The following is a 15,394-nucleotide window of genomic DNA, read 5'->3' on the forward strand; positions in this document are numbered from 1 at the left end:
TTCAACGTTTGCGCGAAAGCGGCGCTCACTAGAATGCAAGGCGTACCGATGCATTCGATGGAGACCCGCGATGGACCAGCCCACCAACACCTTGCCGCAGCCGGCGAGCGGCACGACGATGCGTCGCGTGGGGGGTGGCCGGGTCGATGAACGGGGCGATGGTTCGGAGGGCGCGCTCGCCCAGCCGGTGCCGCGCTCTTTCTCGCGTTGCCTTGCGCATTGCCTGACGCGGGCCGCGGTATGGGTTGCGGGCGGCATCGTGTTGCTGCCGGCCACGACCCAGGCGCAGGATGCGGGCGGCCCGATCGTGATTGCCGGGCCCGCCGAGAAAAATCCCGCCGCGCTGAACGATCTCGCGCAACGGATTCAGACGCCGGCGCAGCGCAGCGCGTCGGCGGCGTCGCTCGCGGCGGCGACCGCACAGTCGCTCGGCCGCGCGAGCGGGTCGCGCGACACCGATACGTTCGGGCGTGCCGCGAGCGCAAGCGGCGCGATCGTCATTCCGGGCGCGGGCGAGCCCGCTGCCGCCGCGCCGGCCATCATCCGCACCAACTTCAAACCGGACGCCAACGGCGTCGTGACGATTCCGCCGGCGGCCAGCACTGAGGCGTCGGGCGTCGCGCGCGTCAATGTCGAAGCGGGCCCGGCCGCCAGCGTCGCGAATCAGCGCGTGGTCGCGGCCAGTGCGCCGCAAGGCGACGGTTTCGACAGTCTCGCCGCGCGCGGCGAGCCGCCCGAGTTCGGCGCGAATGGCAAGCCGATCGCGGCCGCTGCGGCGCAGCCGGCGCATCCCGGGATCGCGAGAACACCCGCGACGTCGCCTGGCTCGCGCCAAGCGGCGGCCGTCATTGCACAGAGAACGCCGCAGACCGCTACCGCCGCGACGGCTGCGCAAGCCGCGCCGCTGCCAGGCCAGCAGGACCCGGAAGCGATTCACGCGAGCGCGCTCGCGTTCCTGCAACAGCAGGCCGTCGGCCTGCCCGGCAAGGCCGACATCACTGTCGCGTCCGCGTTTCCGCGCGGCCTCGCCGCGTGCACGTCGCTCGAACCGTTCATGCCGACCGGCGCGCGCCTGTGGGGCCGGCTGACGGTCGGCGTGCGCTGCGCGGGCGAGCGGCCGTGGACCATCTATCTGCAGGCGCGCATCTCGCTGCATGCGACCTACTACCTCGCCGCCCGCGCGATGGCGCCGGGCGAAGTGCTCACGGCCGCCGACCTCGTCGCGCGCGAAGGCGACCTGACCGGCCTGCCGCAGGCGATCGTCACCGACCCGTCGCAGGCGGTCGGCTCGGTCTCGCTCGTGCGGATCGCGGGCGGCATGCCGCTGCGCCGCGACATGCTCAAGAGCGCGTCGGCGGTGGTGTTCGGCCAGACCGTGCGGGTCATCGCGGCCGGCGACGGTTTCTCGATCTCGTCCGAGGGCAGCGCGATGAACAACGCGTCGCCGGGCCAGCAGGTGCGCGTGAAGACCGCCAACGGCCAGATCATCTCCGGCATCGTCAAGGACGGCGGCACGGTGGAGATCCAGATGTGAGCGGGCTGGCGGCAACGAGCACCGCCGAAACGGTCGGCGCCCCGGTGGCCAGGGCAGACGGACGGGGATTGAAAGGGGTAGATGGCCACCTGGCGGCGAGCCGGGTGTCGAGCGATTGCGCTAAAGTTTTGATCAGCGGTTGCCGTTATCAGGATCAAATCGTTAGGGAAGCCAATCGTGAAAGTCGATCCCACCACCTCTTCAAATCTGCCGTCCTTGAAAGACGCTTTGTCCCGTTCGCAGCAGAGCGACGAAGCCACGCCGGCAGCCAGCACCACCCAGGGCGCGACGAGCACGGCCGCGCCGGCCGCGAGCAGCGCGTCGGGCGAAACGAGCGTGAGCCTGTCGGGTCTGTCGCAGCATCTGCGCAGCCTCGCGGCCTCCGGCTCGGCCGACATCGACACCGCGCACGTCGAGTCGATCAAACAGGCGATCAAGGACGGCAAGCTGCAGATCGACTCCGGCAAGATCGCCGACGGCGTGCTGCAGACGGCGCGCGACCTGTTGCAGAACAAAACCTCGTCGACCGGCAACTGATCGGCGTTTCGCCGCGCGGTGATCTGCCGGGCGGCCTCCGACCAACCCGGTTCGCGCGCCGTTCGCGAGCCAGTGTGCGTAGCGAGTTGTTGATATGAAAGACGCCCTCGTTGCTACCCTGATCGAAGAATATTCGACCGTCGAGGCATTCGCCTCGATCCTCACTCTCGAAACCAAAGCGCTGACGGCGATCTCGCCGCTGGAGCAGTTGCCGGCGATCGTCGAGAAGAAAACCGAGCTGATCGGCGTGCTCGCGAGGCTCGAAGCCGCGCGCGACTCGCATCTGGCCGAACTCGGCTTTCCGACCGGCTGGTCCGGCATGGAGCTCGCGGCCAGCACCGACGCGCGCGTCGCGACGCAATGGAAGCTGCTGCAGAAAGCCGCGGATCGCGCGCGGCGCGTCAACACCAACAACGGCGAGCTGATCCGCGTGCGGATGGACTACAACGAGCGCGCGCTAAAGGCGCTGCAAGTCAACGTGCCGCGCAAGACGAATCTGTACGGGCCGGATGGACGAGTTCCGGCTTATTCGGGACTTTGATCGGCCCGCCTGCCCGGCCTGCAATCGAGCAATACACGAAATGAATGAAAAAGCCCGTCGATGACGGGCTTTTTCGTTTTCCGCCGCCGCTTTTCCACCCACTTCCCTGTCCGTTCCGCGCTGCGTTAGCCGTTCGGCTAGCTGGCGCTAGTCCACCTCGTCACGTTGAAATGGTGACTTCGTTCGAGCTTTCGCCAACGCCGCGGCTTCAACGCGGCCGCAATTCGACGGGCGGAAGCTTGTTTGCTCGTTAGTTTGTGTAGGCGTGTGTATAATGGAGGGTATGATGTATGAACAGTGCCGAGGTCGTCAAATTGATTCAAGCGAATGGCTGGCAGCTCGTCCGCATAGCGGGCAGTCACCATCATTTCAGGCACGCGGGAAAACGGGGGCTCGTGACCGTCCCGCATCCGAAAAAAGATTTGCCGGCCGGCACCCTGAACAGCATTCTGAAACAGGCGGGGCTCAAATGAAGCATCTGATCTTTCCGATCGCCATCGAACCCGGAGACAACACGCACGCGTTCGGCGTCGTGGTGCCCGATATTCCAGGCTGCTACTCCGCGGGCGACACGCTCGAACAAGCGTATGTGAACGCGAAAGAGGCAATCGAATCGCATCTCGAAACCTTGCTCGACGAAGGGCTGCCGCTGCCCGAGCCTCTCACGCTAGGCGAGCATCGGCGCAATCCCGAGTTCGCGGGGTTCACATGGGGTTTCGTGACGACGCGCAATATTCCGGCGTTGAAGAAGGCGGTTCGCATCAACATCTCGCTGCCCGAGGTGCTGGTGCAGGAGATCGACGCGTATGCGCAGGCGCGCGGTATGTCGCGCTCGGCGTTTCTCGCGCTCGCCGCCGAGCATGAGATGGCGAACGCCTGAGCAACGGCAGGTGGCACAGGCGGGCATCGGCATCGGCGCACCGCCGCATCTGCAGACGGCGTTTGAAAAACGGCGTGCGGCGCCGCGGTGGCGTCAGTTCGCTTCGGCGTTCGCCCAGGCCATTTCGCGCAGTCGGGCGCGCAGGCGTGCCACGGCCTGGCTATGCAACTGGCACACGCGCGATTCGCTGACTTCCATCACCGCGCCGATCTCGCGCAGATTCATGCCGCGCTCGTAGTACAGCGACATCAGCAGCTTCTCGCGCTCCGGCAAGCGGTCGATCGCTTCGATGAGCGCCGAGCGCAGGCTGTCGTCGAGCAGCGCCGAGAGCGGATCGGAATGATCGACGCAGTAGCGGTCCAGAAAAGGTTCGTCGTCGGCGGAGCGGTCGAAGTCTTCGTAGTAGATCAGCTGGCTGCCATGCAGGTCCTGCAGCATGGACTGATATTCGTCGAGCGGCATTTGCAGGTGCTCGGCGACCTCCGCCTCGCTCGCCGAGCGGCCGAGGTTCTGCTCCACCTTGTGCACCGCGGATTCCACTTCGCGCGACGTGCGGCGCAGGCTGCGCGGCAGCCAGTCGTTGCTGCGCAACTCGTCGAGCATCGCGCCGCGAATCCGCTGGCTGGCATAGGTCTCGAACTGCGCGCCCTGGTCTTCCTTGTAGCGGCCGGCGGCATCCAGCAAACCGATCATGCCGGCCTGGATCAGGTCGTCGAGATCGACGCTCGCCGGCATTTTCGCGACAAGCTGCAAGCCGAGTCGACGCACGAGCGGTGCGTACTTCGTCAAAACTTCGGCCTGAGAAATCTTTCCCTGAGCGTTGTACATCGTGCTCCCCTTGTCCTTCGTGCACGCCTTTCAAGCGTGATGCGCGGACGGTTGGTCGGCGTGGTGCGCCGCTGTAACTGTCGCAGGCGCCCGCCAGGGCGTTTGCGACGACATCGCTGGCCGCATCGGCCAGTACTGCAATTCGGCGGCGAGATGGCGAAAGTCGCGCGCGGCCGGTGTCGACGGAAACGCGTCGACCACGCAGCGCGACAGCTCGAGTGCCCGTGCGATGCGCACGTCGGCCGCAATGCAGCCGGCGTTTTCCAACGCGACGGTCAGGTAACGGCCGGCCACGCCGGCGAGATTCGCGAACGCGGCTTGCGCGTCGTTGGCGCTTTGGACGTGATTCGCGAGCACGCGCAACTGCGCGATCGCGTGCGCGTAATGCAAACGCTTGATGCACGCATAGGCCTCGGTGATCGCCTCGCCCGACATGCGCGCGACGATCATCACGTCATGTGCCTGCTTGGCGAGCGGCGACAGATGCCCTTCGTCGTCGAGTTGCGCGTCGATCAGCACGATATCGGCCGAGCCGCCGAGCAGCACACCAAGTTCGGCCTCCGTATGCCCCTCGCGGTTGTTGCGCGAGGCGGACAGCACCGAAAAACCGAGCGCGTGACGCGCGGCGGCGAAATCGACCGGGCTCTCGCCGCGCATCACCGCCGCGAAGTTGCCCGCGCCGCGCAAGCCGCCAAGCATCGCGCTCACCGACTTCTCACCGACGCATTCGTCGATCACCAGCACGTCCTTGCCCTGCTGTGCGAGCGCCGCGGCGAGGTTGACCGCCACGGTCGTATTACCGACGCCCGACGACGCACCCGCCAACGCGATCACGCGCGCGCCGCCGCGCCCGAGCAGCCGCCGCAACCCTTCGGCTTGATCCGAAACGAACTTATCCAAAGCGAACCTCGTGCAGCTCGGCCGTCGAACGTGCGGACAGCGAGGACAGCAAAGCGGGGATGTCGTCGTCGTGCGGCACGAACGGCGAGCTGTCGCGCGGAATGCAGAAGGTGCTCTTGATCAGGAATTTCTTGGTCGCGACGTAAAGGTTCTCCGGCACCTTCTGTCCGGTCGATACGTAATGCACCGGCAGCTTGTAGCGGATCACCGTATCGAGCACGCCGCCGAGGTTGGTCGCTTCGTCGAGCTTGGTCAGAATGCAGCCGGCGAGCGGCTGCTGGTCCGGCGCGCGCTGATACGCCTGCACGACTTCGTTCAACGTGTCGCCGTGGCTCGTTGCGTTGAGCAGCAACAGACGCTGCACCGGCTGGCCGGCGCGGCTTAGCATCGCGATCTGGTCGGACACGAGCCGGTCGCGCTGGCTCATACCGATCGTGTCGATCAGCACGATGTGCTTGTTGCGCAACTCCGAGAGCGCGAGCTGCAGATCGGCGCTGTCCTTCACCGCATGCACCGAAACGCCGAGAATCTTGCCGAAGATGCGCAGCTGTTCATGACCGCCGATGCGGTAGCTGTCGGTCGTCAGCAGCGCCACCTTGCTCGCGCCGAAGCGCATCACGCAGCGCGCTGCGAGCTTCGCGGTGGTCGTCGTCTTGCCGACGCCGGTCGGCCCCATCAGCGCGAATACGCCGCCGCGCTCCATCAGCGCGTCTTCGTCCTCCATCACCGGCAGGTTCGACTCGAGCACCGAGCGCACCCAGTCCATGCCGCCATCCATCGTGTCGACATCTTCGGGCAGGTTGTCGACCAGCATCTGCACGAGCTGCGCGGAAAAGCCGGCGGCGAACAGGTGCTTGGTGAGCGCGGCGCGTGCGGGACTGCGGCGCTGTCGATCGCCCCACAGCAGACCCGCGAAGTGCTCTTCCATCATGTCGCGCATCGACGACAGCTCGTTCATCACGGTGTCCTTGACGACCTGCTCCATGCGCCCCTTGATCGCTTCGGCGACGGCGGACGGCGTGCGGCTTTCGTCAGTAGCGGACGGCACGGGCGCGATCTTCTGAGCGGCGCGGCGCGCAGCGGCTTCGGCGGCATCGCGCGCCCAGTCGGGCGTGTCGATCACCGGCGGCACGGCGGCCGGCCGCGCGTCGACTGCGCTGCCGAGGCCTTTGGCGGTCGCGACGGCGGGCGTCATCGCGGCGGGACGCGCGCTGTATTGGCCGCTCTGTTGCTGCTGCTCGGCCGCGAGGCGGCGCGCGTGATCGATGAGCCACGGATTCGACTCGGCCATCGTGCGCGGCGCGGCGGCTTCGCTCGATGGGATTGCCGGCGGTACCGGCACGCCGGCAGCTTTCAGCAAATCCGCGCGGATGTCTTTCGACAGGCGCGCGGCCGCGGCGCGGGCGCTCGCGCCGGAAGGCGCGGCGGCAGCGGCGGGCGTGGCCGGTGCGTTGAACGATGTGGCCGCGCTGGACGCCGACTGGCTTGCGGCGGGCGCTGCTTGATTCGCGGACATGCTGAGCGCCTGGCTGAGCGCCGAATTGAGCGCCGTCCTGTTCACCGAGCCGGCCATGAAATCCGCAGTCGCATTCGCCGGCTCGATCGCCGGCGTCGCTTCACCACCCGCTTCCGGGCTCGCGCCGAACACCGACGAAAACACGTCCGGCATTGCGCTCGCGTATGGATTCGTCGGCGCCGCGAACAAGCCGCGCGGGGCCAGCGTCGATGCCGCACCTGAGCCCGTGCCGAGCGCCGCGGCCTGCGCGCCTTCGCGCGCTTTCGGCGTGATCGCGGCGAGATCGCTATCGGCGAGCGCGACGATTTCGACGCTGCCGTCGTCCATCGTGCGATTCGACAGCACGACCGCATCGGGGCCAAGTGCTTCGCGAACGAGACGCAGCGCGTCGCGACTGGTAGCACCGACAAATTTACGAATGTTCAAGCTGGACCCCCGATGAGGTATACGGACTGACGGACCGGCAATACACCGCTTCCCATTGCGATCAATTATTGCGAAAGGCGTCGGGCGACGATCGATGGATAAAGACCGTTAAAGGTGGGTAATTCGCGCGATGGACACACGGCAGACGCATCGTTCGACGAGCCTGGGAGAGCCGTGCAAACGCAAACCGGCGCCCCATTTGAGCGCCGGTTGCGTTGTATCGACAGCCGCGAGCGAGCGACCTTGGTCAGCCGTGCGCGCCGATCAGATTGACCACCTTGACGTTGCGCGTATCGGGCACTTCCGCATACGAGAGCACCTTCAGCTGCGGCAGGCTGCGGCGCAGGAAGCGCGCGAGCATCGGCCGCAGTGCGTGCTGCACCAGCAGCACCGGAGCGAGGCCAAGGTTCTGCTGACGCGTCATCGCTTTCTGCGTTTCGGTGAGCAGCGTGTTCGCGAGACCCGGTTCGAGGCCCGGGTTCGGTCCGGTCGATAGCGCCTGCGACAGCACCCGTTCGAGGTTCGCGTCGAGGCCCATCACCTGCATGTCGGCGGTCCCGGGGAACCACTGCTGCGTGATCGCGCGGCCCAGCGCGAGCCGCACCGCGGCGGTGAGGTCGTGCGGGTCGGTGAGCTTGGTCGCGTGTTCGGCGAGCGCTTCGAGGATCGTGCGCATGTCGCGAATCGGCACGCCTTCTTCGAGCAGGTTCTGTAGCACCTTTTGCAGCGTGGTGAGCGGCAGCATCTTCGGCACCAGATCGTCGACAAGCGACGCCGTGTCCTTCTGCATCCGCTCGACCAGCGACTGCACCTCGCGGCGGCCGAGCAGCTCCGACGCGTGCGTGACGACGAGGTGATTCAGGTGCGTCGCGACCACCGTGCTCGAATCGACGACCGTGTAGCCGTATACCTGCGCCTGTTCGCGCAGATTCGTGTCGATCCAGATGGCGGGCAGGCCGAACGCCGGGTCCTGGGTCGGCGTGCCCGGCAGCGCGGCCGATACCTGGCCCGGGTTGATCGCGAGCCACTGGCCCGGATACGCCTCGCCCGAGCCGACCTCGACGCCCTTCAACGCGATCCGATAGCCGTTCGGCCGCAATTCGAGGTTGTCGCGGATATGAATGACCGGCGGCAAAAAGCCGATTTCCTGCGCGAACTTCTTGCGGATGCTCTTGATCCGCTTGAGCAGTTCGCCGTCCGAGTTCTTGTCGACGAGTGGAATCAGCCGGTAGCCGACTTCGAGGCCGAGCGTGTCGATCATCGTCACGTCGTCCCAGCTCGCCTCGGCGTTTTCGACCGGCGCCAGCGCGGCCGGCGCGACGTCGACGAGCGCCGGTGCGTTCTTGCGCTCCTCGGTGCGCTTCTTCATCGTGCGGCCGAGCTGGATCAGGCCGCCGCCGAGAATCAGGAACGCGAAGTGCGGCATGCCCGGGATCAGGCCCATCAGCACGAGAATGCAGCCGGTGATCATCAGCACGCGCGGGTTCGTGAACAGCTGGCCGGTCAGCTGCGTGCCGATGTCCTCGTTGGTCGCGACGCGCGAGACGATCACGCCGGCCGCCGTCGAAATCACCAGCGACGGAATCTGCGCCACGAGGCCGTCGCCGATCGTCAGCAGCGTGTAGTTCTTGCCCGCCGCGGCAAAACTCATGTCGTGCTGGACCATCCCGACGATCAGCCCGCCGATGATGTTGATCACCATGATCAGGAGGCCGGCGACCGCATCGCCTCGCACGAACTTGCTCGCGCCGTCCATCGAGCCGTAGAACTCGGCTTCCTGAGAGATCTCCTTGCGCCGCGTGCGAGCCTGCTCTTCGTTGATGAGGCCGGCGTTCAGATCGGCGTCGATCGCCATCTGCTTGCCGGGCATCGCGTCGAGCGTGAAGCGCGCGGACACTTCGGCGATCCGCCCCGCGCCCTTCGTGATCACCATGAAGTTGATCACCATCAGGATCACGAACACGACGATACCAACCGCGAAGTTGCCGCCCACGAGGAAGTGGCCGAACGACTCGATCACCTGACCGGCCGCATCGGGACCGGTATGGCCTTCGAGCAGCACGACCCGCGTCGAGGCGACGTTCAGCGACAGCCGCAGCAGCGTCGAGAACAGCAGCACGCTCGGGAACGCGGCGAAGTCGAGCGGCTTCATCGTGTACATGCTGACGAGCAGCACCATCACCGACAGCGCGATGTTGAACGTGAACAGCAGATCCAGCAGGAACGGCGGCAACGGCAGAATCATCATGCCGAGGATCATGCAGATCAGCACCGGCCCGGCGAGGGCGCGCAGGTTGGTGCTGCTCAGCGCATCCGGGCGTCGGGCGAGGAAACCGGCGCGAGCGTTCATGCGGAGGCTCCGTTGTTGTCGTCGCTAGTGGCGTCGTTGGCGTTGTCGTCGGCCGGGTTCAGCGTGTTGGCGGCTTCCTCGGCGGCGTCCTCGTCCGCTACGCCGCCCTTGTCGAGTTCGGGCGGCACGTCGAGTTCGGTCGGCGCGACCGGCACGTCGCCGCCTTCGGCCTTGAAGCGGCGCAACTGATAGACCCACGCGAGCACTTCCGCGACCGCGCCATAGAGCGGCCCCGGAATCTCACGATTCAGATCGACGTTGTGATAGAGCGCACGCGCGAGCGGCGGCGCTTCGAGCAGCGGCACGTTGTTTTCGGTGGCGATCTCGCGAATCCGCGCGGCCACGAGGTTCACGCCCTTCGCGACCACCTTCGGCGCGCGCATCTCGCCGTCCGTATATTGCAGCGCGACCGCGAAGTGGGTCGGGTTGGTCACGACCACGTCGGCCTTCGGCACTTGCGCCATCATGCGGCGCCGCGCGATCGCGCGCTGCTGCTGGCGAATCTTGCCCTTGATGTGCGGATCGCCTTCGCTCTCGCGATGCTCACGCTTCACTTCTTCCTTCGTCATGCGCAGCTTCTTGTGGAACGACCACAGCTGGTACGGCACGTCGAGCGCGGCCACCGCGAACATGCCGGCCACCGTCATGCCGCAGCACACCGCGATCAGATGCACGGAGTTGGAGAGCGCGAGATTGAGCGGCTGCGTCGCGAGCGCGAGGAATTGCTCGTGGCGATTCCAGATCGCCGTGCCGCCGATCAACCCCACCACCAGCGTCTTCGCGAGCGACATGCCGAGCTGGATCGGTCCGTTGATCGAAAACATGCGGCCGAGGCCCTCGATCGGGTTCAGCCGGTTGAACTTGGGCTCGAGCCCTTTCGCGGACAGTTGCCAGCCGCCCAGCGCCATCGGTGCGAGCAGCGCGGCAAGTCCGGTGACGCCGAGGATCGGCACGAGCGCGTAGAGTCCTTCGCGACCCGCTGAGCCCGCGCCGATCAGCATGCGGCTGGTGTCGAACGCGCTCGCGTGGTTGAAGGTGAGCGACGCACGCAGCATGTTCTGCAAATGCTCGCCGATGCTGCCCGACATGCCCCATACGCCGTAGAACCCGGCCGCGAGCAGCGCGAAGGTCGACAACTCCCGCGAACGCACGATCTGCCCCTCCTCGCGCGCCTTCTGCAGGCGCCGAGGGGTGGCGGATTCGGTTTTTTCGAGGTCGCTGTCCTCTGCCACAAAGCTCTCCAGTCGGCCGAGGCACGGCGCCTCTTTCCAGTGACAGCGATTATTCCTGCTCGACGCAAGCGCCGATCGGCGGATAAGGGCGGAGAAACGGGGGTATTTCGAAGGATGAGCGGACGGCTCGCGCGTCTGTCACGCGCGCCGTCCGGCATTGAATCGACGTGCGGCTTCAGTAGCCGACGAAGGGGGAGGGACCGCCGCTCGCGGTCTGATCGAGGTGGTAGTACACGTAGCGGCCGAAGAAGAACGGCAGACCGAGGTCGAAGCTGGCGTTGCCGCCGATCTGGCCGGCGAGCGTGTTGAACGCGTAGTTGCTGCCGTTGGCGAACAGCGTCTGCGCGTTCAGAATGCCGATGCTCGCGACCGCCGACACGTTGTTCTTCCCGACCAGCGTGACCGTGCGGGTCTGCGCCGACGACGGGCAATAGAAGCCCGCGAACTGGCTGCCGCACAGCGTGAGCGTGCTATCGCCGAAGAAATAGGCGTTCGAGCCGGAATCGAGGAACGCCTGGACGGTCGTGCCGTTGAAGGTGCTGTTGTTGAGGTCGCCGTATGGGTCGGTCGTGAATACCTGCGCAGCGGCAAGCGGGTTGTTCCCCTGCGTGCCGATGCCGAACACCAGCGTGCCGGTCGCCGACGCCTGCCCGGTGTTCGACACCGGTGCCATCTGTACGATCACGCCGTTGTTGTCGAGCGGGAAGTTCGCGACCGGATTGGCGATCTGTTGCGGAATCGGCACCGCGGTGCGCGTGCACGACGTGCCGTTCGGACAGGCGAAGTAGTTGCTGTAGGTTGCCGCGGTCGTCGTGTTCGCGCAGGTTGCGCCGCAATCGGTCGGCGCGGTGCCGATGCCGAGGATGCCGTTCGCGCCCAGATCGGCGGCCGTGTTTTCGGCCGGGCCGCTGCCGCAGCCGCTTGGTACCGTGCTCGCGGCCTTGTCGCCGATGATCTGCAGCGGGATGCTGCTGGTCGTCGTTTCACCGCCGATCGTCACGATCGCGGTACGCACCGAGCCCCACGTGTAACCGTCCGCGAACGTCGCGCACTCGGCGAGCTGCGCGCCGTTGCTGCCAATCGTGCTGACTGGCAGCGCGCCGAGCAGCGTCGAATTGAGCACTGAACTGACCACGCGCAGGCCAAACGAGCCGGTGTCGACCTGGATATTGTCGATGGTCTGACAGTTGCTGGTCGAGCCTGGCGCGCAGATCCTCACGCTGACGGTCGGGATGTTGATGACACCCGAAACGCCCCGGCCGACCGTGATCGGCACCGTGTTCGACGCATTCGCGGAGATCGGCTGCTGGGTCGGCCTGGCCGGCAGCGAACCGCCGTTCAGTCCGTTCGAGGTGTTGCCGCCATTGTTGGAGCTGGAGTTGTTGTCGCTACCGCCGCCTCCGCCTCCGCAGGCGACGAGCGTCGCCGTGAGCAGCACGGCAAGCGCGGCCTGCATCCAGCTTTTGAGGTTCGCTGTCGTGAGCATGGTTCGCATCGTGGTCCTCGCCGTTACTGGATGTCGGAACCGCTGACGCCGGCCGGCAGCGCGGAGGGCAGCCACGCGACGCCGCTGAACGCGCCCATGTGGCCGCCCGAACGCACCACCAGCCCGCTCTCGTCGACGGCGACCGGCCCCCGCGCATTGCCGCGCGCGGCCCGCACGGCCTTCACGCCGGCCACGTACTGCGGGAAATAACTGCCGAGCAGATCACTGAGATCGGGCATTTGCGGACCATGCCACGAAATCCCGAATACCGCGCCGCTCGTGCTCAGGTATTCGCGCACCACGGTGCCGTTGCCGAACGTGGTCTCGCGTACCGTGTAGGAAGCGGGTGTGGAAGATGTGGAAGACGCCGCGCTCGATTCAGAACGCATGACACTTTGCGATGTGCCGCTGGCGGGCTGCACCACGCGGGAGGACACCGACGCGTCGGACGGGGGGGTGAGCGGCGCGCTGCCCAACGCCGCATGGGCGGATTGCGCGGCCGTCAGGGCCAGTAACGAACATGGCAATACGAGCGCCGTGACTCCGGCGCGACCAATACGACTCCACATGAGAAGCTCCTCCCGAGCCGCGGCACGCTTCGCCGACTGCGCGAAGCGGCCGCTTATAGGCAGATGATACGGCACCGCCGCGGCCGCAACGCTGAGGGATGGCCTCACCGGGCGACTGCCCGGCGTTGCGCGGGCCGGGTGCCGTACCGCTTTGACCTCGTAGTATGCCTGCGGATTCTTTCAGCCGGCGCAAGGCGCGCCCACGCGCGCGACTTGCCGACTATTACTAGCAGCAAAACGTACGGAAGATGGGTAGCCGGTACTCATTGAATGCGTGTTTGGCGCAAATCGCGGAGAAACCACCAGCCCGGCGCGCTTGCCGGGCCGAGACACTTGCTCAGAAACCGAGGCTCGCGAGCAGATCGTCGACCTGCGATTGATCCTGCACCACATCCGTCTTGCCTTCCGGATTGATCTGCGGACCGTTGAGCAGATGCTCCGGGCTGCCCGTCGACGACACCTCCGCCTTGAGAGCCGCGGCGTTCGCCGCGAACTGCTCGCGCCGCTCGAGTGCGATGTTCTCGACCAGCACGCCGAGCAATTGCTGCTCGATCAGATAGACGACGTCGGTGATCTTCTTGATCACCTGGCCGGTCAGGTCCTGGAAGTCCTGCGCGAGCATGATCTCCATCAGCTGCGAGTTGGTCGCGCCGGTCGCCTCGGGCACGCCGCGCAGAAAGCTGCGCGTGTCGTTCATCAGCGCGCGCACTTCCTCGCGCTCGATCGGCGCGGCGTACCACTGCTCCCAGCGCGCGTCGAGCGCGCCGGCGTCCTGCTGCAACTGCTCCTGGATCGGCTTCGCGACGTCGATCGCCGACAGCACGCGCTCGGCGGCCTGCTCGGTCATGGTGGCGATGTACTTCAGACGATCGCGCGCATCGGGCACGGCTTCGGCCGCGCGCTCGACGTGCTTGTCGAGCCCGAGTTCGCGCATCGAATCGCGCAGCGTGCGCGTCAGTTGTCCGATGCGGGCAAGGATGCGGTCCGACGCGAAGTCGCCGCTGTCGTTCCCAGCTTCGGCGCCAGGCGTTTGGGTCGGCGGCGTCACGTCAGCTCCCGGCTTTCGCCATTTTCTCGAGGATCTTGTTGAGCTTCTCGTCGAGCGTCGCGGCCGTGAACGGCTTGACGACGTAACCGCTCGCGCCGGCCTGCGCCGCCGCGATGATGTTTTCCTTCTTCGACTCGGCCGTCACCATCAACACCGGCAGATGCGCGAGGCTCGCGTCGGCGCGGATTTCCTTCAGCATCGCGAGACCGTCGAGGTTCGGCATGTTCCAGTCGGAGATCACGAACTCGTAGCTGCCGCTGCGCAGACGCGCGAGACCGGCCGCGCCGTCTTCCGCCTCGTCGACGTTCGAGTAGCCCAGTTCCTTCAGCAGGTTGCGGACGATCCGGCGCATCGTCGGAAAATCGTCAACCACCAGAATCTTCATTCCCTTGTCCATTTCTTTCCCTTTGCTTGATCCATGTTGCGGCGCTCGGCCGCGTCATTCCATCCGGCACGCATCATACCCGCTGAACGCGGTCACCCATCGACGACAAACGCGCCATCACGCGCCGGCTCATGTCCGGCAGCGCGGCGATTTCGTCGGCCGCGCCGAGCGCGATCGCCTCGCGCGGCATGCCGAACACGATGCAACTCGCCTCGTCCTGCGCCAGCGTGTAGGCACCGGCCTTTTTCATCTCCAGCAGCCCGGCCGCGCCGTCGCGCCCCATGCCGGTCAGGATCACGCCAACGGCGTTCTTGCCCGCATGCTGCGCGGCCGAACGGAACAGCACATCGACCGACGGACGATGCCGGTTCACCGGCGGGTCGTCGGACAGATGCGCAATATAGTTCGCACCGCTCCTCGCGAGCAACAGATGCGCATGGCCCGGCGCGATGTACGCGTGCCCCGGCAGCACACGCTCGCCGTGCTCTGCTTCTTTAACGGTAATCCGGCACAAACCATTGAGGCGTTGCGCGAAAGATTTCGTAAAGCCCGGCGGCATGTGCTGCGCGATCAGCACCGCGGGCGCGTCGGGCGGCAGCGGCACCAGCACTTCGCGGATCGCTTCGGTGCCGCCCGTCGAGGCGCCGACGATAACCAGCTTCTCGGTACTCAGCAGCGGGTTGTTGAAGAGCGGCGCGGCGCCGGCCGGCGCCTGCGCGGTCTGGGTGGCCGCATGCTGCGCCGGCGCCGCCTGGCGTACGCGCGCGCGGGCTGCCGCGCGAACCTTGTCGGCGAGCTTTTCCGCGTAGTCGAGCATGCCGTCGCGAATGCCGACCTTCGGCTTGGTCACGAAATCGACCGCGCCGAGTTCGAGCGCGCGCAGCGTGATTTCGTTGCCGCGCTCGGTCAGCGACGACACCATCACGACCGGCATCGGCCGCAGACGCATCAGCTTCTCGAGAAAGTCGAGGCCGTCCATGCGCGGCATTTCGACGTCGAGCGTCAACACGTCCGGGTTGTGCTGCTTGATGAGCTCGCGCGCGACGAGCGGATCGGGTGCCGTCGCCACCACCGTCATGTCCGGCTGGCTATTGATGATTTCGGTCATCAGGCTGCGGATCAGCGCCGAATCGTCGACGCACAATACCTTGATCTTTTGCAC

15 protein-coding genes are annotated in these 15,394 nt (G+C 66.3%); 5 read left to right on the forward strand and 10 right to left on the reverse strand.

Annotated elements, in window-relative coordinates; translation table 11 throughout:
• The first annotated feature begins 70 nt into the window (after window positions 1-70).
• From flgA to OKW37_RS03615, 5 genes are all read left to right on the forward strand, one after another.
• Window positions 71-1,534, forward strand: coding sequence for a flagellar basal body P-ring formation chaperone FlgA (flgA, locus tag OKW37_RS03595; RefSeq protein ID WP_429408022.1), 1,464 nt, complete (start codon window positions 71-73; stop codon window positions 1,532-1,534).
• Between the two features lie 177 nt (window positions 1,535-1,711).
• The gene (gene flgM, locus OKW37_RS03600) at window positions 1,712-2,071 is read left to right on the forward strand and encodes a flagellar biosynthesis anti-sigma factor FlgM (RefSeq protein WP_090802502.1); all 360 of its coding nucleotides are present in this window, start codon (window positions 1,712-1,714) and stop codon (window positions 2,069-2,071) included.
• Window positions 2,072-2,165: 94 nt separating this feature from the next.
• Window positions 2,166-2,612, forward strand: coding sequence for a flagella synthesis protein FlgN (locus OKW37_RS03605; RefSeq protein WP_090802500.1), 447 nt, complete (start codon window positions 2,166-2,168; stop codon window positions 2,610-2,612).
• A gap of 290 nt (window positions 2,613-2,902) precedes the next feature.
• Window positions 2,903-3,085: a type II toxin-antitoxin system HicA family toxin gene (locus OKW37_RS03610; protein ID WP_013090886.1), complete on the forward strand. Its 183-nt coding sequence runs from the start codon at window positions 2,903-2,905 to the stop codon at window positions 3,083-3,085.
• The gene (locus OKW37_RS03615; RefSeq protein WP_090802498.1) at window positions 3,082-3,492 is read left to right on the forward strand and encodes a type II toxin-antitoxin system HicB family antitoxin; all 411 of its coding nucleotides are present in this window, start codon (window positions 3,082-3,084) and stop codon (window positions 3,490-3,492) included. Before OKW37_RS03610 ends, OKW37_RS03615 begins: the two co-directional genes overlap by 4 nt.
• Before the next feature lie 93 nt (window positions 3,493-3,585).
• Here the strand turns inward: OKW37_RS03615 and OKW37_RS03620 are convergent, their stop codons facing one another.
• From OKW37_RS03620 to OKW37_RS03665, 10 genes are all read right to left on the reverse strand, one after another.
• A complete protein-coding gene (locus OKW37_RS03620; protein ID WP_090802497.1) occupies window positions 3,586-4,320 on the reverse strand; it encodes an RNA polymerase sigma factor FliA in 735 nt (244 codons plus the stop codon).
• A 30-nt stretch (window positions 4,321-4,350) separates the two neighbouring features.
• Window positions 4,351-5,220 (reverse strand): MinD/ParA family ATP-binding protein, encoded by an 870-nt coding sequence (locus tag OKW37_RS03625; RefSeq protein WP_429408019.1) that lies wholly within the window; start codon window positions 5,218-5,220, stop codon window positions 4,351-4,353.
• Window positions 5,213-7,162, reverse strand: a complete 1,950-nt coding sequence (gene flhF, locus OKW37_RS03630) for a flagellar biosynthesis protein FlhF (RefSeq protein ID WP_429408017.1) — start codon at window positions 7,160-7,162, stop codon at window positions 5,213-5,215. Before flhF ends, OKW37_RS03625 begins: the two co-directional genes overlap by 8 nt.
• A 247-nt stretch (window positions 7,163-7,409) precedes the next feature.
• Window positions 7,410-9,512, reverse strand: a complete 2,103-nt coding sequence (gene flhA / locus OKW37_RS03635) for a flagellar biosynthesis protein FlhA (protein WP_184065964.1) — start codon at window positions 9,510-9,512, stop codon at window positions 7,410-7,412.
• Window positions 9,509-10,744 (reverse strand): flagellar biosynthesis protein FlhB, encoded by a 1,236-nt coding sequence (flhB, locus tag OKW37_RS03640; RefSeq protein ID WP_429408015.1) that lies wholly within the window; start codon window positions 10,742-10,744, stop codon window positions 9,509-9,511. The genes flhA and flhB overlap by 4 nt, the downstream gene beginning before the upstream one ends.
• 175 nt (window positions 10,745-10,919) lie before the next feature.
• Complete coding sequence (locus OKW37_RS03645) at window positions 10,920-12,239, reverse strand: DUF3443 domain-containing protein (RefSeq protein ID WP_429408013.1); 1,320 nt, start codon at window positions 12,237-12,239, stop codon at window positions 10,920-10,922.
• Between the two features lie 14 nt (window positions 12,240-12,253).
• The gene (locus tag OKW37_RS03650; RefSeq protein WP_184065972.1) at window positions 12,254-12,799 is read right to left on the reverse strand and encodes a DUF2844 domain-containing protein; all 546 of its coding nucleotides are present in this window, start codon (window positions 12,797-12,799) and stop codon (window positions 12,254-12,256) included.
• A 337-nt stretch (window positions 12,800-13,136) separates the two neighbouring features.
• On the reverse strand, window positions 13,137-13,847 hold the full coding sequence (gene cheZ, locus OKW37_RS03655) for a protein phosphatase CheZ (protein WP_429408011.1): 711 nt from the start codon (window positions 13,845-13,847) through the stop codon (window positions 13,137-13,139).
• Window position 13,848: 1 nt separating this feature from the next.
• Window positions 13,849-14,244, reverse strand: a complete 396-nt coding sequence (gene cheY / locus OKW37_RS03660; RefSeq protein WP_018418782.1) for a chemotaxis response regulator CheY — start codon at window positions 14,242-14,244, stop codon at window positions 13,849-13,851.
• Window positions 14,245-14,305: 61 nt separating this feature from the next.
• Window positions 14,306-15,394: a protein-glutamate methylesterase/protein-glutamine glutaminase gene (locus tag OKW37_RS03665; protein ID WP_184066053.1), complete on the reverse strand. Its 1,089-nt coding sequence runs from the start codon at window positions 15,392-15,394 to the stop codon at window positions 14,306-14,308.

The organism is Paraburkholderia sp. MM5482-R2 (assembly GCF_050436125.1).
Classification (GTDB): domain Bacteria; phylum Pseudomonadota; class Gammaproteobacteria; order Burkholderiales; family Burkholderiaceae; genus Paraburkholderia; species Paraburkholderia tuberum.